Annotated in this window: 13 protein-coding genes and 1 pseudogene; 9 read left to right on the top strand and 5 right to left on the bottom strand. The window is 70.5% G+C overall.

Features of this window, described 5'->3' with window-relative positions:
- The 4 genes and pseudogenes from AB0H93_RS18525 to AB0H93_RS18510 form a co-directional block, all read left to right on the top strand.
- Positions 1-2,181, top strand: a pseudogene (locus tag AB0H93_RS18525) (hypothetical protein); the annotation flags it as partial.
- A gap of 52 nt (positions 2,182-2,233) precedes the next feature.
- Entirely contained in the window at positions 2,234-4,126 is a 1,893-nt protein-coding gene (locus tag AB0H93_RS18520; RefSeq protein WP_358573855.1) for a dynamin family protein, read from the top strand.
- Positions 4,095-5,582 (top strand): dynamin family protein, encoded by a 1,488-nt coding sequence (locus tag AB0H93_RS18515; RefSeq protein WP_358573853.1) that lies wholly within the window; start codon positions 4,095-4,097, stop codon positions 5,580-5,582. Before AB0H93_RS18520 ends, AB0H93_RS18515 begins: the two co-directional genes overlap by 32 nt.
- Positions 5,583-5,707: 125 nt before the next feature.
- A complete protein-coding gene (locus tag AB0H93_RS18510; protein WP_358573850.1) occupies positions 5,708-6,373 on the top strand; it encodes a hypothetical protein in 666 nt (221 codons plus the stop codon).
- A gap of 214 nt (positions 6,374-6,587) precedes the next feature.
- On the opposite strand, the gene AB0H93_RS18505 is transcribed toward AB0H93_RS18510, so the two are convergent.
- Positions 6,588-7,097 carry a metallophosphoesterase gene (locus AB0H93_RS18505; RefSeq protein WP_358573999.1) on the bottom strand — a complete coding sequence of 170 codons (510 nt, stop codon included), beginning with the start codon at positions 7,095-7,097 and terminating at the stop codon, positions 6,588-6,590.
- Between the two features lie 295 nt (positions 7,098-7,392).
- Between AB0H93_RS18505 and AB0H93_RS18500 the strand changes: the two genes are divergently transcribed.
- Together AB0H93_RS18500 and AB0H93_RS18495 are read left to right on the top strand one after the other, a co-directional pair.
- A complete protein-coding gene (locus AB0H93_RS18500) occupies positions 7,393-7,686 on the top strand; it encodes a hypothetical protein (RefSeq protein WP_358573848.1) in 294 nt (97 codons plus the stop codon).
- A gap of 251 nt (positions 7,687-7,937) precedes the next feature.
- On the top strand, positions 7,938-8,891 hold the full coding sequence (locus AB0H93_RS18495) for a zinc-binding dehydrogenase (protein WP_358573846.1): 954 nt from the start codon (positions 7,938-7,940) through the stop codon (positions 8,889-8,891).
- Positions 8,892-8,909: 18 nt separating this feature from the next.
- Here the strand turns inward: AB0H93_RS18495 and AB0H93_RS18490 are convergent, their stop codons facing one another.
- From AB0H93_RS18490 to AB0H93_RS18475, 4 genes are all read right to left on the bottom strand, one after another.
- Positions 8,910-9,356 carry a universal stress protein gene (locus AB0H93_RS18490; protein WP_358573844.1) on the bottom strand — a complete coding sequence of 149 codons (447 nt, stop codon included), beginning with the start codon at positions 9,354-9,356 and terminating at the stop codon, positions 8,910-8,912.
- A gap of 136 nt (positions 9,357-9,492) precedes the next feature.
- On the bottom strand, positions 9,493-12,195 hold the full coding sequence (gene fdhF, locus AB0H93_RS18485; RefSeq protein ID WP_358573842.1) for a formate dehydrogenase subunit alpha: 2,703 nt from the start codon (positions 12,193-12,195) through the stop codon (positions 9,493-9,495).
- Positions 12,195-13,871: an NADH-ubiquinone oxidoreductase-F iron-sulfur binding region domain-containing protein gene (locus tag AB0H93_RS18480; protein ID WP_358573839.1), complete on the bottom strand. Its 1,677-nt coding sequence runs from the start codon at positions 13,869-13,871 to the stop codon at positions 12,195-12,197. Before AB0H93_RS18480 ends, fdhF begins: the two co-directional genes overlap by 1 nt.
- 25 nt (positions 13,872-13,896) lie before the next feature.
- Positions 13,897-14,715 carry a universal stress protein gene (locus AB0H93_RS18475; RefSeq protein ID WP_358573836.1) on the bottom strand — a complete coding sequence of 273 codons (819 nt, stop codon included), beginning with the start codon at positions 14,713-14,715 and terminating at the stop codon, positions 13,897-13,899.
- Between the two features lie 361 nt (positions 14,716-15,076).
- Between AB0H93_RS18475 and AB0H93_RS18470 the strand changes: the two genes are divergently transcribed.
- Genes AB0H93_RS18470 through AB0H93_RS18460 form a run of 3 tightly spaced genes read left to right on the top strand, consistent with a single transcriptional unit; the run spans position 15,077 to position 17,324 of the window.
- On the top strand, positions 15,077-15,493 hold the full coding sequence (locus AB0H93_RS18470; protein ID WP_358573834.1) for a CBS domain-containing protein: 417 nt from the start codon (positions 15,077-15,079) through the stop codon (positions 15,491-15,493).
- Entirely contained in the window at positions 15,490-16,443 is a 954-nt protein-coding gene (locus AB0H93_RS18465; RefSeq protein ID WP_358573832.1) for a nitroreductase family protein, read from the top strand. The genes AB0H93_RS18470 and AB0H93_RS18465 overlap by 4 nt, the downstream gene beginning before the upstream one ends.
- Positions 16,440-17,324: a universal stress protein gene (locus tag AB0H93_RS18460; RefSeq protein WP_358573829.1), complete on the top strand. Its 885-nt coding sequence runs from the start codon at positions 16,440-16,442 to the stop codon at positions 17,322-17,324. The genes AB0H93_RS18465 and AB0H93_RS18460 overlap by 4 nt, the downstream gene beginning before the upstream one ends.
- Positions 17,325-17,346: the final 22 nt, after the last annotated feature.

Genomic DNA, 17,346 nt, shown 5'->3' with positions numbered 1-17,346 from the left:
GCTGAGGACTCCACCGACGTCGCCTACACCGATCCATCCGACTACGGCACCGCTGAGGACTCCACCGACGTCGCCTACACCGATCCATCCGACTATGGCACCGCTGAGGACTCCACCGACGTCGCCTACACCGATCCATCCGACTACGCGGTCGATGAGCCGGCGGATTACGGGGCCGAGCCAACGGATGTGGTCGAGGGGGCTCCCGAATACTCGACGGAGGACGTGGACCAACCCGCCGAGGAGACTTCCGACACCGGCGAGTACACGACCCTGGAATACCAGTTCCCCGCGGGTGAAAGCTCGGCTTCCGAGGCGGGGTACGAGCACCCCGGGGCCGGGGAACAGCCGGAGGTGGAACCGGCTGAGCCTGGTTATGAGAGTTTGGCGCCGCACACGGATTATGAGCAGCCGGAGCGCGGGGCGTGGGATGACGTGCAGCCGGCTGAGCCTGGATACGAGAGCTTGGCGCCGCACACGGATTATGAGCAGCCGGAGCGTGGAGCTTGGGACGATGTGCAGCCGGCTGAGCCCGGTTACGAGAGCTTGGGGCCGCACACCGAGTACGAGCACCCGGACTACTCGACGACGCAAGACGCGGGCCTGGCAGCGGAACAGCAGGACCTCAGCCAGGAGGACCTGGACAGGCTGCGCGACCTCGACGCCCGCGGCGTAGCGGGTCCGACCGGGTACTTCGGCGGCGAGGACATGCGGGAGCCGCTGGGAGCCGACACTGCGGCCGGGACGGGTGTTCAGGACGACTTCTCCCACGACGTCGACACGGCCTCCACCGAACCCGCGACGGACGAGTCTTCAGGCGGCTTGCTCAGCGAGCCCGGGCAGGACCTGGGGGACACGGGGGACGACACGACGGGCTTGGATACGTCCGGGCTCTGGGACGACGGAGGCTGGGACACCGGGTTCCTCCCCGAGGACTGGGACACCGGGAGCTGGGGCGGTGCTGGCGGCTGGGACACCGGGGGCTGGGGCGGTGCTGGCGGCTGGGACACCGGTGGCTGGACCACGACCACCACCACGACCACCACCACGACCACGCTGCCGTGGGCGCAGGGTGATCCGTTCTCGAATCCGGCCGTGCTCCAGATCACCGAGCCGGCCCTGCACGACACCGTGTTCGACTACTTTGACGGGTTGGGCAGTCCGGTCGGCGCCACGACCTCCGCCGCCGGTGCCGAGCTGGGCGGTTGGGCCGGTGAGACGCTGGGCAGCACCGACTGGGGTTCGTACGCCGGGGACACCCTGTCCGGGATGGGGTTCGGCGACTTCACCACGGTCGCCGACGACCTGCTCGGCGGGGAGTGGGGCGACCTGGCCGGTTCGGTGACGACCACGATCGGCGACATCGGGCTCGGCGACATCGGGCTCGGCGGGGTCGCCGGCGGTCTGCTCAGCGGGGACATCGGCGGGCTGGCCGACAACGTGGCCAGCGGGCTCGGTGTCGGCGACTTCGGCCAGGCGGCCACCGACTTCTACAACGGCGACTGGGGCGGTCTGCTCGGGACCGCGGCCGAGGAGATCGGTGTCGGCGATCTCGGTCCGATCGGCGACGTGGCCGATGACGTGCTCAGCGGCGACTGGGGCGGGTTGGCCGGTGAAGCGGCTGGTGTCGCGGCCGATGCGCTCGGTGTCGGGGAATACGCGGATGTGGCCACCGACGTCTTGAGCGGTGACTGGGGCGGCATGCTGAGCACGGCGGTGGACTTCGGCGGCGGCGCGCTCGGCGTCGGCGGCGTCGCATCGGGCGTCGAAGACCTCCTCGAGGGCGATTACGGCGCGGCGGTCGGCGGTGTCGCGGGCGCGACGGTCGGCGGAATGTTCCTCGGGCCGCTGGGAGCCGCAGCCGGTGGCTGGCTCGGCAGCGAGTTCGGCGAATGGCTCGGCGACGCCGGTGTCGACGATGCCATCGACGACGCGGCCGACGCGGTCGGTGACTTCACCTGGGACTTGGTGACCGACATCGGATTCGACGACGAGCTCACGGACGTCTGGGATTTCGGCACGGAGACGGTCAGCGACATCGGTGACACCTTCACCGATTTCGGCACGGCGGCGGGCGATGCGTTCGACGACGCCGCGGAGACGGTGACCGACGTGGTCGACGACGTCGGTAGTGCCCTGGAGGACGCCGGCGACGCCATCGGCGACTTCTTCGGGTTCTGACCGATGTACATCCACAGTGGACTTTGACGGTAACGGGGTCGGGTGGGCGGCAATGACAGGGCCATCGCAGCAACCCAAGCCCCCCGAGGGGGGCTCCGCGCACTGGGTGGACGGCGTCGAAGCCGTCCTGGCCGCGGCCAGCAGGCTCGCCGAGAAGAGCGGGCGCAAGGACCTGGTCCGGCGGTTGAACGCGGACCGGAAGCACTTGGCCGACCGGAAGAAGCGGTTGATCCGCATCGTCGTGGTCGGCGAATTCAAGAAGGGCAAGAGCTCGCTGGTCAACGCGTTGGTCAACGTGCCGATCTGCCCGGTGGTGGACACCGCGTCCACCGCCGTGCCGATGTCGATCACCTATGCCGAGAAGCCCGCCGTCACGTTGACCTACCAGCCGAGCGGCAACGGCAAGAAGGAGGCCAGCCGGGTGGCCGCGCCGTTGCGGGAAATCCCCAGGCAGGTCACCGAGGCTCCGCCGAACGACAAGGGCGGCAAGTTGATGTGGGTGGACGTGGGCATCCCGAACCAGCTGCTGTCGCAGGGCGTGACCTTCGTGGACACGCCGGTCGGCGGCCTGAGCGAGACCGCGGAAGCCCCCACCTACGGCGTGCTGTCGGCCGCCGACGCGTTGGTGTTCGCCACCGACGCCGCGCAGGAGCTCACCGCCACGGAGATCGAACTGCTCAAATCCGCGAAGAACCTCTGCCCGAGCGTCGTCTGCGCGGTGACGAAGATCGACCTCTACCCGCAGTGGCGGCAGATCGTCGAGCAGGACAAGGCGCACCTGCGCGCCGCGGGGCTGGAGATCCCGGTGTTCCCGGTGGCCACCGCGTTGCAGGCGCAGGCCGCGCTCAAACGCGACAAGCGGCTGTTCGCGGAGTCCGGTTGCGTGCCGCTGCTGGCCTACCTCGGGCAGAAAGTGGTCGCCAACATCGAACGGCTCACCCTGGCCGCGGTCACCGCGAACTTCCGCGACGTGCTGGGCCAGATCGACCAGGTGCTGGCGGCCCGGCAGCAGACGTTGGCCGATCCCGAGCAGGGCAAGGAGCTCGTCGCGAAGCTGCAGGAGGCGGGCAAGAAGGCCGAGGCGTTGCGCGCCGCCGGGGCGCGTTGGCAGCAGACGCTCGGTGACGGCTTCGGCAACATCTCGTCCGATGTGGACTTCGACATGCGGCGGCGGTTCCGGGACCTCACCAGGGAGGCCAACAAGGCGATCGGCGAGGGAGATCCGGCGAAGACCTGGGACGAGATCCAGGCGTGGATGCGGCGTCGGCTGACCGCGGAGGTGGTGGAGAACTACACGTTGCTCCAACAACGCGTCGCCGAGCTCGGCAAGTCGGTGGCCGAGCAGTTCGCCGAGGAGCAGCAGGGCGCCGAGGTCGAAGTGCACGCCGAGGCCCCCACGGAGCTGATCAAGGAGCTGGAGGAGGCGGCCGAGGACGTCGAGATCGTCAAGGCCAGCCTGAAGACCAAGGGGATGCGCACCGGCATGCTGCTGTTCAAGACCGTGGGCCGGGTGGCGCTGATGTCCGGGATGAACCCGGTGTCGATGGCCTTCGGCGTCCTCAGCGGTGTCGGCGGACTGCGCTCCGGGGCCAAGCGCGACGTGCAGGAACGCCGCCAGAAGGCCAAGGCGGCGGTCAACCAGTACACCGAGGACCTGAAGTTCCACATCGCCAAGGACTCCAAGGACACCATCCGCCGGATGCAGCGCGAGATGCGGCAGGGCTATTCCGAACGCGCGGCGGAACTGCAGAACGCGGCGGCGCAATCGGTGGCGGCGGCGAAGAAGTCGTTGCGGGCCGACAAGGACCAGCGGGAGCGCCGCCTGCCCGAGATGGAACAGGCCCGCAAGTCCGTGGCAATGCTGCGCAGGAAAGCCGAAACGCTCTTCCGGGCAAGTGAAGGCGGGGTGCGGGATGAAAAACTCATCGCTCATCCAGCAGGTTGACGGGGTGATCCGGTCGGCGGCCACCGCCTACGCCGGCACCCCGGCCGAGGCATCGCTGCAGACCCTCGCGGTGCGGATTCGGCAACCGCTGCGGGTGGCCATCGCGGGCAAGGTCAAGGCGGGCAAGTCCACCCTGCTCAACGCGCTGATCGGCGAGGAGCTGGCGGCCACCGACGCGGGCGAGTGCACCCGCATCGTCACCTGGTTCCAGCACGGCGACAGTTGTCGCGTGGTGCTGCAGCCCAGGCAGGGGGAGGCGCGCGAGGTGCGGTACGCCCGCCCGGACAGCCGCGCCATCCGAATCGACCTCGGCGGAACCCGGGCCGCGGACGTGGAGCGGCTGGTCGTGGAGTGGCCGTCCACCGCGCTGCGCAACTTCATGCTCATCGACACACCGGGGATCGGTTCGGTGTCGACGGACATCTCCGAGCGGGCCCAGGACTTCCTGACCCCCGCGAACGGCCGGGTCACGCCGGCCGATGCGGTGCTGTACCTGATGCGCTACGCGCACCGCGAGGACATCCGGATGCTGGAGGCGTTCCACGACGACGACATCGTGCAGCCGACACCGGTCAACGCGGTGGGCGTGCTGTCGCGGGCCGACGAGATCGGTGCGGGCAAGATGGATTCGATGGCGAGCGCGGCGCGCGTGGCCGATTCCTACCGGAAGAGCGAGCAGGTGCGCCGGCTGTGCCAGACGGTGCTGCCGGTGACCGGGCTGCTCGCCTACACCGGGCGGACCCTGCGCGAGGAGGAATTCCGCGGGCTGGAGCTGCTGGCCAGGGCACCGGCCGAGGAACTGGCACCGACGCTGGTTTCGGTGGACCGCTTCGTCAAGCTGGACTGCCCCGCCGAGGTCGACGCCGAAGGGCGGCGCCGGCTGCTGGACCGCCTGGGCATGTACGGACTGAGGCTGGGCATCGAGCTGATCCGGTCGGGCAAGTGCGGCAATTCCGCGCAGCTGGCCGCGATGCTCATCGAGAACTCCGGGCTGCGGCAGCTCGTCGCGGCGCTGGGCACCCAGTTCGCGGCCCGGGCCGAAGTGCTCAAGGCCCGGTCGGTGCTGCAGGCGCTGGGCACGGTGCTGCGGCAAATGCCCTTGGAGGGGAACAAACAACTGGTCGCGGAGGTGGAGCGGGTGTGGGCCGGCGCCCATGAGATCGCCGAGCTCCGGTTGCTCAACTCCCTGCGGCAAGACCCCGCCGGGCTCACCGAGGAGGAGGTCGCGGAAGCCGAGCGCCTGCTGGGAAGTTCGGGAATCGCCCCGGCCCGCCGCCTCGGGCTGGCGCCGGAGGCCGACCAGGGGGCGATCCGCAATGCCGCCCAGGAGGCGCTGGCCCGTTGGCAGGGCCGGGCGGAAAGCCCGGCGAGCCTGCGGCAGTCGGTCGCCGCCGCCCACGTCCTGATCCGCACCTGCGAAGGGATGCTGGGCGACCTCGTCGGGCCGACCGGGTGACCGCGGGGTGGTCGCGACCCGCTGCCGTTCGGCAGCGGGTCGCTTGAGCCGAACATCGGTGCCCGTCGGGTCGGACCCCGTGCTGGAGCGCACGTTCGGTTCGGCGGGCCGGGAAGGAGGGTCCTGTGCAAGACGTGGGACCGAAAGCGAATCCTGGATATCCGAACGACAGCGGCGTCCCGTTCCCCGGGCCCGTCCAGGAAGGCGACTTCAGCGACGAGCACGCGGGCCAGCAGGCCGGAAAAGCGATCGGCGGCGTGATCGGGAGCGCTGCCGGTGCGGAGTTCGGCCCACCCGGGTCGGACTGGGCAGGTGGCGAGGTCGGCGGCGGAATCGGCGGCATCGTCGGGGAAGGCGTCGACGCGGTCCGCGGCATGAAGGTGGTGGGAGAAGAGGACCTCCCGCACGAAGTGGACCCCGCTGACGCGGGAGCCGCGGCCGCGTCCGAGGAGGGCGCCGGCATGTGCCTCCCCGGCACGGACGACATGGGTGGAATGTCGGCGGATGCGAACATGTCGGGCGGCGGTTACTCCGCCGAACCGAACATGTCGGTCGACCCGGGCACGCTCGACGGCGGCTACTCGGTCGATCCGGGCATGACCGATAGCGGCTATTCCGTCGATCCGGGCATGACCGACGACGGCTACTCCGCCGACCCGGAGATGTCCGATGGCGGCTATTCCGTCGATCCGGGCTCGCTCGACGGTGGTTACTCGGTCGATCCGAGCTCGCTCGACGGCGGCTACTCCGCCGAGCCGGACATGTCCGACGACGATTCGGCGGATTATTGAGGAGGTGATGGCTTAAACCCGTCCTCGTCGAATAGAACCGGACGATGGCTCTGCTTGTTCCGATGCGGCACGGGGCCCGCCCCCAACGCCATGACGCGAAGAGCCCTGGCGACGCACAAGCAGCGTAGCCATCGTCCTGATGTCGGCATCAAATTTTCCGCACGCCGGGCGACGGCGTACCGGCGACGGGAGTGCTCGGCTGCCAACCCGGGGGTCAACCGGTGCAACGCGGTGGTAGGCGGTGGAACACGACGTTCCGGATCTGCTCGCCGGAGATGTCAGCGGTCAGGTACGTGCAGTACGGCTGGCTGCGACGATCGGTGGGAGAGCCGGGGTTGAGCAGTCGAAGACCGCCGGGCGTGGTGGTGTCCCACGGGATGTGGCTGTGCCCGAACACGAGCACGTCGGTGTCCGGGAACAACCGATCGCATCTGGCTTCCCGGCCCCGTGCGGGGCCGGTTTCGTGGATCACGGCGAGTCGGACTCCGCCCAGCTCGGCACGGGCGATTTCGGGAAGCCGGCTTCGCACTTCTGGACCGTCGTTGTTGCCGTACACCCCGATCGTCCGTGCGCTGCGCGCCTCGAGTTCGTCGAGCAGCGCGACATCGACCCAGTCGCCGGCGTGGATGACGGTATCGGCTGTTGTCACCGCGTCCCAGATCTCCGATGGCAGGGCCTTGGCGCGTTTCGGGAGGTGAGTGTCGGCGATCAGCAGCAGGTGCATGCCCTGAGTGTCGAGGAGTCCGGTGCCGCTGCGCCACAGCGCGGTGGATGTGGTCAGCACGTCGCGGCCCGTGAACACAGTTGCCCGATGGCAAACCCGACTAGGCACTTTCCGGCGGATCATGTGACTGTCGGACTGCTGGTCCGTTGTGCCCGGCATGGGGCTCATGTCTTCCACGGCACCGTCACCGTCGCCGCAATCCGGCTCTGGCTCCACCCATGAGATGCGCTCTGCACCTGGTTACGTCCGAAACTCCGCAGCCGCAGCGGCGTCGTCCCCTTACAGTGCCGAAGGTATGACGGCACTCGCATCCTTCGCTTTCGTCCGCCACATCGACGGGCTCCGCTACTACTTCGAACGCGACGGCGAGCACCACGGCCGCCCCGCCTACCGCCGCACGGACGGGAACGTGTGGTGTGTCTGGTCGCCGACCGACGGCTGGCACTGCAAGATCGCTGACGGCCTCGTGACCGCCCATCCCCTCAACAGCCACATCGATGAGCCCGAACCCCCGGCCAACGTCTGGCGCAGCTTCAAGAATGGCCGCTCCTACCTCTACGACCTCCGGCCCTTCAACCCCGAAGCCTGATCCGCCGGAACAGTGCCTAGAGCGGTTCCTGGTCGCGCCGGGGCAGGAGAGAACGCTCGTCGTTGGCCCTCATGCGCTTAGCCCCACTCGCAGTCGCCCACATGCAACGGCGCCGCGCTGAAGGGGCTGTCGAAGAAGGACGTCATGCGTTCATCGTCCGCGAGGGCTACTACGACCTCCGCGTCGGCAGTCAGCAGGACCGTGCATCTACGAGGAGCGATGTCGCATTTCTTCCACCCTAGTATTTCGTCATGCGCGCAGTCACGATCGTTGACGGCCGGTTCGAGCTTCGGGAGTGCCCGGAGCCCGTTCTCCAGCCGGATCAGGTCCTCATCGGCATCCGCAGCGCCGGGCTCAACGCCGCAGACCTGCAGCAAGCACGCGGAGACTACCCGGCACCCGCCGGCTGGCCGGCCGACATCCCCGGCTTGGAAGTCGCCGGCGAAGTCCTCGAACTGGGTTCGGCGGTGCGCGACGTCCGCGTCGGAGACCGCGTGATGGCGCTGGTCGGTGGAGGTGGACACGCCGAACGCATCGCCGTCCCCGCAGATCTGCTCCTCCCGGTTCCGGGCAACATCCCATGGGAGCACGCGGGCGGATTCCCGGAAGCCTTCAGCACCGCGTGGGATGCGCTCGTCACCCAGGCCGGTATCGCTGCCGGAGACCAGGTTCTGATCACCGGCGCCGCCGGCGGGATCGGCACAGCGATGGTGCAGATCGCTGCGGTCTCCGGCGCCGATGTGGTTGCGAGCGTGCGCCGCACCGAACTCCACGGCAAAGTCGCCGCGCTGCCGGCTGAGAGCGGTCGCCTCGACGTTGTCACGCCCGAACGCGAAATCGACCACGGACCGTTCGACATCATCGTCGAACTGGTCGGTGGCGACAGCTGCCTGGACCGCGTCGAGTTGCTGCGGACCGGTGGACGTTTGCTCGTCGTCGGCGTTCAGGGCGGAATGACCGCGCCCTTGAAGATGTTCGACCTCATGCTCAAACGCGCCCGCCTCATCGGAACGACCATTCGCGGGCGCAGCCCCGCGGAGAAGGCACTGCTGGCACACGGCATCCGCACCCATGTCGTCCCGCTCCTGGCACAGGAACGAATTCAGGTACCGATCGAGGCGACCTACGAGATCCACGCCTACGACGAGGCGTACGCGCGCCTGTCCGGACCCGGAAAATTCGGGAAAATAGTACTCATTCCCTGACCCGGTCGGTCTTGACCTTCACCGCGCCGGTGGCCGGTGGTCGTCGCGCACGACGACCACCGGGCACGGTGCGTGGTTGACGCAGTACTGGCTGATCGAGCCGAGCAGGGCGTGGGTGAAGGTGCCCTGGCCACGCCGGCCCACGACGAGGAGGTCGGCTGTTCCGGCGGCGTCCAGCAGGGCCTTGGCCGGATGGCCGCGGGCGACGTGCGTGCTGATCCTGGCGAGGTCGGCTTCGTCGACGGTTTCGCGGACGATCTCGCGGAGCGCCTCGTTCGTGGCGCGGTCGAGCTGCTCGGCGGTTCGCATCGGCCAGTCGTAGAGCGCGGGCGTGTCCCAGACCATCACCGCGTTGATTCGTCCATCTGCACGACGTGCGTGGTGAACGGCCCACCGCAGGGCGTCTTTCGAGGATGGCGAGCCGTCGATGCCGACGACGATCGCGTAACTGCTCTGCTCGCTCACGGAAGCACTCCACAACGGACGGATGCGTCATCGGCCAGGGTTGCGCTGAACCACGTCAGTGCTCCCCGGCTTCCTCCCGCGAGGCCACCGTGGCGGCCTCGAACCTGGGCAGTTCGTTCGGAGACGCGTGGCGGGCTCACGGCTTTCCAGCAGCTCGGTCGGAGTCGCGTTGCGCGGGCGCGATGCGAACCGCGGTGACCTTGTACTCGGGGCAGCCGGTGATCGCGTCGGTGTGCGGCGAGGTGAGGTCGTTGACGGTCGCGCCGGGGAAGTGGAAGGCGGCGAACACCTGGCCCGGCGCGACGTCGCGGCTGGGGTGGGCGGCCAGGGTGGCTCGGCCCCAGCGGCTGGTCACGGTCACCTCGGCGCCTTCCCGCACGCCGAGGTGGGCGGCGTCGGCGGGATGGAGTTCGAGGGTCTCGGCGGGCCGGAGTTCGGTGTTGGGGGTGCGGCGGGTCATGGATCCGGTGTTGTAGTGCACGAGCCGCCGGCCGGTGACCAGGACGTAGGGGAACTCGGCGTCTGGTTGTTCGCCAGGTGGGAGGTAGGGCAGGGCGGCCAGTGCCGCTCGGCCGTCCGGCGTGGAGAACCTCTCGAGGTGGAGCACGGCTTCGCCGGGTTGGTCGGGTGCTCGGCAGGGCCAGTGCAGCGGTCCTTCGGCGTCGAGCCGGCGGTGCGAGATTCCGGCGAAGACCGGTGTCAGGGCGGCGCATTCGGCGAGCGCTTCGGCGGGTGTGCGGCACCCTAGGTCGGAGTCCAGGGAGCGGGCGAGGCGGTGCAGGATGCCGAAGTCGGTGTCCGCTCGTCCTGGCGGGGTCAGTGCGGGGCGCACGCGTTGGAAGCGGCGGTCGAAGTTGACGAAGGTCCCGTCCTTCTCCAGGAAGGACGCGGCGGGCAGGACGACGTCGGCGTGCTCGGCCGTGCGCGACAGGAAGAGGTCGTGGCAGACCACCAGGTCGCACGCCCGCAAGGCGTCGCGGACGTGGCCGCTGGTCGGGTCGCTCTGGGCGATGTCCTCGCCGATGACGTACAGCGCCCGCACGTCTCCGGCGATGGCGGCGTCGAACATCTGCGGGATGCGCAGGCCGGGGCGTCCGGGAACCGGGTGGCCCCAGGCGGCTGCGAAGCGGTCGCGGACTCCCGCGTCGCTGATGGGCTGGTAGCCGGGCAGGACGTCCGGCAGCGCGCCCATGTCGGATGCGCCTTGGACGTTGTTCTGGCCGCGTAGCGGGAGGATTCCGCAGCAGCCGGGTGTGCCGACCGAGCCGCGCAGGATGGCGAGGTTGGTCAGGGTGCGCACGCCGTCGGTGCCGTGGGCGTGCTCGGTGATGCCGAGCCCGTAGATGATGACCGGGTGCTGCGATCGCCCGAAAAGCCTCGCTGCCGCGATCAGATCCGCCGGTGGCACCTCGGCGATGCCTGTGACGGTGTCGGGTCCGTACTCGTGGACCAGCGCCGCGAGCTCGTCGAACCCCGTCGTCCGCTGTTCGAGGAAGTCGTGGGCGATGAGGCCCTCGACGATCAGCTGGTGCGCGAGGGCGTTGAAGACGGCGACGTTGGAGCCCGGCCGGTTCTGCAGGTGGATGTCGGCGAGCGCGGCGAGTTCGGTGCGTCGGGGGTCGACGACGACGAGGCGGGCTCCGGCGAGGACTCGTTGCTTGATGCGGGCTCCGACGACGGGGTGGGCCTCGGTGGGGTTGGCGCCGGCGAGCAGGATGCAGTCCGCGTGGTCGAGGTCGTCGAGGGGGTTGGTGCCGCCGGCGAGGCCGAGGGAGGCGGTGAGCCCGGCGGCGGAGGGCGCGTGGCACAAGCGGGAGCAGTTGTCGATGTTGTTGGTGCCGATGGTGGCGCGGATGAACTTCTGGGCCAGGTAGTTCTCCTCGTTGGTGGCGCGGGCGGAGGAGATCATGGCGATCGAGTCCGGGCCGTGCCGGTCGCGGATGGCCGAGAGGCGCCGGGCGACCGTCGCGAGGGCTTCGGGCCAGGTCGATTCGACCAGTTGGCCGTCGCGTCGCAGCAGCGGTGTGGTGAGGCGGTCGTCGGCGCGGGCGAAGGAATGCGCGAAGCGGCCTTTGATGCAGGCGTGGCCGCGGTTGACCGGCGCACCGTGCGTCGGGGTGATCGCGGCGATGGTGTCGTCTCGGACGTGGACGTCGAGGGTGCAGCCGACACCGCAGTAGCCGCACGTGGTCGTGGTCGTCGCGGTGGTGGGCCGGAGGTCTAGCAGGCCGGGTTCGGACAACGCGCCGGTGGGACAGCTGTCGACGCATCCGCCGCAACCGACGCAGGGCGAGGAGACCCACGGCCCGCCGTCACCCGGCGTGACGACGGTGTCGAAGCCGCGGCCGGTGAGTTCGAGGGCGAAGGTGCCCTGGACTTCGGCGCACATGGCCACGCACCGTCCGCAGGCGATGCACAGGTCGCGGTCGAGCTTGACGTAGGGGTGCGAATGATCGGTTCCGCGATCGTGCCTGGCCCCGGCGAAACCGCTGGTGGTGATGCCGAAATGCGCGCAGGCTCGGACGAGCTCGCTGCGCTCGGCTGGGACGTCCAGCGCCCGTTCGGGAAGTTCGGAGACGATCAGCTCGACCGCCCCTCTGGCCGCCTGCCGAGCAGCGGGGTCGTCGAGGTCGACGCGCATGCCGTCCGTTGCGGGCGTGGTGCAGGCGGCGACGACCCGGCCTGCCGCGCGAACCAGGCAGGCGCGGCAAGAACCGCGCGGGGACAGCCGGTCGTCGTGGCAGAGCGTCGGAAGGTCTGTGCCACCGGCGCGGACGGCATCGAGGACCGTGGCGTCGTCCGCGACGTCCACCGCGGTGCGCCCGATGGTCACGCGCATCAGCGCTCTCCCGGCAGGAGCTCGTCGCGGTAGACGCGCAGCAGACTTCGCACCGCTCCCGGCACGCCCCGGCCGAAGGCGCACATGCTGCCGGTGCTCATCACGTCGAGCAGTTCGTCCTGCTGTGAAAGGACTTGCTCCGACCCGGTCGGGAAGCGCGTTGCCAGCTCCATCCCGCGCTGCGTGCCGACGCGGCACGGGACGCAGGCGCCGCAGCTCTCGGCGGCGGCGAAGCTCCACACGTGCCGGAGCAGCTCCCGTGCGGTGATGCGGTCGTCGATGGCGACGAGGCTGCCGTGCCCGAGTGCCACCCCGGCGTCGGCGAGCGCTTCGGCGAGCAGCGGGATGTCCAGGTCGTCGGGCGAGAGGAAGCCGCCGAGCGGGCCTCCGACCTGCAGGGCTCGCAGCGCGTAGCCGGGTTTGAGGCCGCCGCCGAGGGTTTCGGCGATGTAGCGCAGCGGTACGCCGAACTCGACCTCGTAGACGCCGGGGTGCCGGAACCGCTGGCTCAGGCACACGAGCTTGGTGCCGGTTTCGACCCGGTCGCCGAGCTGCGCATAAGCGGCGCCGCCGTGCCGCAGCACCCACGGCACCGCCGCGAGCGTTTCGACGTTGTTCACCGCGGTGGGCCGCCCGGCCAGGCCGTACTCGGTCGGGTACGGCGGCCGGGGCCGGACGCTGCCGCGAAATCCTTGCAAGGCGTGCAGGAGCGCGGTTTCCTCCCCGGCGACGTAGGAGCCCGCGCCCTCCACGACCTCGACGTCGAAGTCGAACGACGAGCCGTGCACACCGGACCCGAAGTGCCCCTCGGACCGTGCCTCCGCCACCGCGGCCCGCATTCTTCCGAGCGCTGCGGGATATTCCGAACGCACGAACACCACGCCCCGGTTCGCGCCGACCGCGAACCCGGCGAGGGCCAGTCCCTCCAGCACCCGGTGCGGGTCGCCCTCCATCAGCAGCCGGTCGCAGAACGAGCCGGGATCGCCTTCGTCACCGTTGGCCACCACGAACCTCGGCGCCGCGCCGCGCGCCGCCTCCCACTTCTGCGCCACCGGGAACTCGGCGCCGCCCCGTCCGCGCAGGCCGGCGATCGAGACCTCGGCGCGGACCGCGGCCGGTGACCCGTCCTCGACGACCTGCGGCCACACCTGCCAGGAGTCCTCGGCTCCGGTCAGCCCGGCGAGCGTCACGGCCCGGCGGCTGGTGACCCGGTAGGGGATCGCCGGGGCGACCGGGTGGTCGGCGGTGAGCAATCGATCGCCGAGCTCGGGACCGGTGATGGGCGTGTGCCCGTCGAGGGCGGCCGGTGAGGCGTAGCAGAAGCCCAGGCAGTACGCGCCGGCCAACGACACCGAACCGTCGGCGCTGGCGCGTCCGGGTTCGACGCCGAGGGCCGCTTCGGCCAGCGGGACGGTGTGGTCGCCGGCCGAGACGAAGCACGAGGTCCCCACGCATACGCGGACGTGGCGGATGCCTTGTGCACCGGCGAAGTCGGCGTAGTAGCCCGCCGCCCCGGCGAGCGCTGCCACCGGCCGCCGGACCTCCTCGGCGATGTCGTGCAGGTCGTTCGCGCCGATCCGCGCCCGCCGCGCCGCGGCGGCGTGCAATCGCCCGAGAACTCCGGTCCCACCCCGCCCGAACCGCTGTTCCCATTCGACGAACGCGTCCCGCCGCACGAATGCCCCCTCGGCGATGAAGCCGTCAGCCCGGGACCACCGCGACCGGGCACGGTGGGTGGTGCAACACGCCCCTGGCCACGGAACCCACCAGCAGACCGGGGAATCCCCCGAGTCCACGATGGCCGACGACCAGCAGCTGCGCATGCTGCGCGGCCTCGCGCAGCGCTTGCACCGGCGGGATGTTCGACACGACCTGGCGAACGACCACCTCCGGGTAGGGGGCGGTCCCGGCGGACACCTGCTCGGCGAGGCGCTTTTCGGCGCCCGCCAGGAGTTCGTCGCGATCCGGGTGGTCGTAGGGGCCGGGAATGAAGTAGGCGTTCGGCAGCGCCTGCACCGCGACGAGTTCGCTGCGGCGTCGGTCGGCCGCGTCGAAGGCGTAGTGCAACGCCTTCCGGCTGCCCGTCGAGTCATCGACCCCGACGACGACCGGCCCGGACGTGGCGGTGCCGTGGCCCGGGACGACGACCACCGGCGACGAGGCGTGCGTGGCGACCGCCGCGCTGATCGAACCGAGCAACGTCTCCCGGAACGCGCCTTGCCCGCGCGAGCCGACCACGACCAGCCGCGCGGAGGCAGACCGGTGCACCAGCTCCTCGGCGGGATGCCCGGCGGAGACCTCCTCGGTGATCTCCAGTTCGCCCACCGCCCGGCGGCAGCTGCTGGCGAGGTCCCGCACCACTTCCTCGGCGAACGGATCGCGGGTGGGATCGTTGTTGACCAGGACGACGTGCAGCGGAGCCGACAGGCGCTCGGCCTCGGCGGCCGCCCACAGCGCCGCTTGCGACGAGGATTCGGAGCCGTCCACGCCGACCACGACGGACTGCTTCGCGCGTGTCATGCTCGCGCCCTCCCGCGATGCTCGGACCGCAACCCCGCTCACGTTGCCAACCACGACCGCCGCGCTGATAGGGCCGATGGGCTCTATCGCCGCCGGCGAGGCGGGGCGGTCTTCTCACGAGTACGGGAATCGCGTGGGAGGGGCGGCCGGTGTCGGCGGAGGGGCCCGAGGACCGCTACTCCCGGTTCTTCGGCGCACCTTCGGATTCGGCCGTCACCGCCTGGAGCCGGGCGAACCCGAGGATCCCTTCCTCCGCGAGCTCCGGGTCTGACGGCGCCGAACTCCAGTGACCATCTCCCCTTGCCGGACCGCGGCGGGCTGCGCGACGGTCGAGCCGGGTTAGGGCCCTTCGGAGTGGAACATGACCGTTCAGGCAAGCGCACTCGATCTCGCCAGCACTCCCGTGGTCGCCGTCCGGCCCGAGCTGGACGCGATGAGCGCGCTGTACGAGATGTACCGGCGCGACGTCCACCACCTCGCCGTGGTCGTCGACGACAACACCTTGGGGCTGGTGAGCGCGACGGATCTGCTGCAGGGCATCGCGGCCCAGTACCCGAAGACGACCACTCCGGTCGGCTCGCTGTGCCCGGTGCCGGGGCCCCGGGTGGACGCCACCGACGACATCGGCGTCGCCGCGCAACGCATGATCGGCGCCCACACCGATGCCGTCCTGGTCATGCGGGGCGGGCGGGTGTGCGGCGTGCTCACCGCGGTCGACCTCGTCCGCAGCATCGCCCGAACCCCCGCCGCACAGCCCGAGGAGGAGGGTTCGAGATGAGCGTCACCAGGGCCGAGGCGGACGGCGGCCACGGGCGGGACTCGTGGTCGGCAGCCGAGTCCGCCGTCCTCGGTGAAGCCGTCCACTGTGCACCGTCGGTGCACAACACCCGCCCGTGGGAACTGGCGGTTCACGGGCGGACCGCCGAGCTCCGAGAACGACCAGGCCTGCCGGCCCAGCACGACCCCGAAGGGCGCGACCCGCGCATCTCCTTCGGCGCGGCGCTGGCGAACCTGGTGCTGGCGATCCGCGGGCTGGGATGGGCGGCCGAGGTGGCGATCGGCCTCGCCGGTGACCTGGTGACCGCCACCGTCACCGGCACCCACCGATCCCGGCCGACCGATGCGGAGAACCGCTGGCGCCGCGCCCTGGCCGACCGCTGGAGCCACCGGCACGCCTTCGACCGGCGCGAACTCCCCGAAGGCACCCGCGATGTCCTGCTGGATGCGCTCGCGGCACCGGGCGCGACCGGCCGGTGGATCTCCGGTCCCGACGAGGCGTTGGCCGTCGCGCGGTTGCTGGACTACGCGGCCCGAGTTTTCCGCGGCAACGCCGAGTACCAGCGCGAACTGACCCTGTGGACCGCCCCGCGCGGCCATGGCATGCGACCGGACGCGTTCGGGGCGGTCGGACTGGCGGCGGTCGGCTTGACCACGTCCCGCACGCGGCTGCCCGACGAGTCCCTGCTCGCCGACCGGATCCAACAGGAGGCGGTGCTCGTCGTCACGACGAGCGCCGATGCCCCGCAGGACCACGTCCGGGCCGGAGCAGCCATGGAGCAGGCGTGGCTGGAGGCGACGAGCCGACACCTGGCCGCCTCCGTCATGACCCAACCGCTGCACCTGGAGGAGGTTCGCGCCGGCCTGGCGCAGCGGCTCGGCCTCACCGCGGTGCCGCAGCTGCTGATGCGATTCGGCCTTCCCGCGGAACCGGAGGTCGGGGAACGATGACCGCAGCGCAGGAGAAACCGGTCGTCGTGGGCATAGACGGGTCCGCGGCGGCGCTGGACGCCGTGCGCTGGGCAGCCGCCGAGGCCCACCGCCGAGGCACCTGGCTCCGCGTGGTCTTCGCGGACGTCCTCGCCCAGACGTACCTGCCGGACCTGCCGACGACACCGGTGCCCGAAACGTACGCGAGCGCCATGGCGAGGCAGGCCCAGCAATGGCTGCACCGGGCCAAGGGAGAGGCGACCGAAGCGGCCCCGGGGCTGGAGGTGCGGACCTTCGTGGTCGCCGGCGGCGCCATACCCGTGCTCGTCGCCGAGTCGCGGCACGCGCAGCTCGCCGTCGTCGGCAGCAGCGGACTCGGCGGGTTCGCCGAACTCCTCGTCGGGTCGGTCGCGATCGGCCTGTGCGCGCACGGCCATTCTTCGGTCGCAGTGGTGCGACGGTCGCGCGTGGAAGCCCCCGACGCGCCCGTCGTCGTCGGCGTGGACGGCACACCAGCCGGGGAAATCGTGCTGACGACGGCATTCGAGGAAGCTGTGATGCGCGGTGCCGCTCTTGAAGCCGTGCACGCCTGGCACGCGGTCGGCACCGAGCAAGCCTGGTACGGCTTCCACGCCGAGGGCCGCGCAGCAGCGGTCCAGCAGGAGGAGGAGCGCATCCTCGCGGAGCGCCTCGCGAGCTGGCACGAGAAGTACCCCCAGGTCGAAGTCCGGCGCATCGTGGCGAACGGCAAACCGGCACGCGTCCTGCTCGAACACGCGCAGCACGCGCAGGTGGTGGTCGTGGGAGCACGCGGGCGCGGGGCATTCACCGGTCTGGTCCTGGGCTCGACGAGCCAGCAGTTGGTGCACCAAGCGCCGTGCCCGCTCATCGTGGCGCGCTGAACGAGCAGAGGAGGCGAGCGTG

Origin of the sequence: Saccharopolyspora sp. NPDC050642 (genome assembly GCF_040654735.1) — a bacterium.
Lineage (GTDB): Bacteria > Actinomycetota > Actinomycetes > Mycobacteriales > Pseudonocardiaceae > Saccharopolyspora > Saccharopolyspora elongata.
This window is presented reverse-complemented; position numbering and strand designations above follow the sequence as displayed.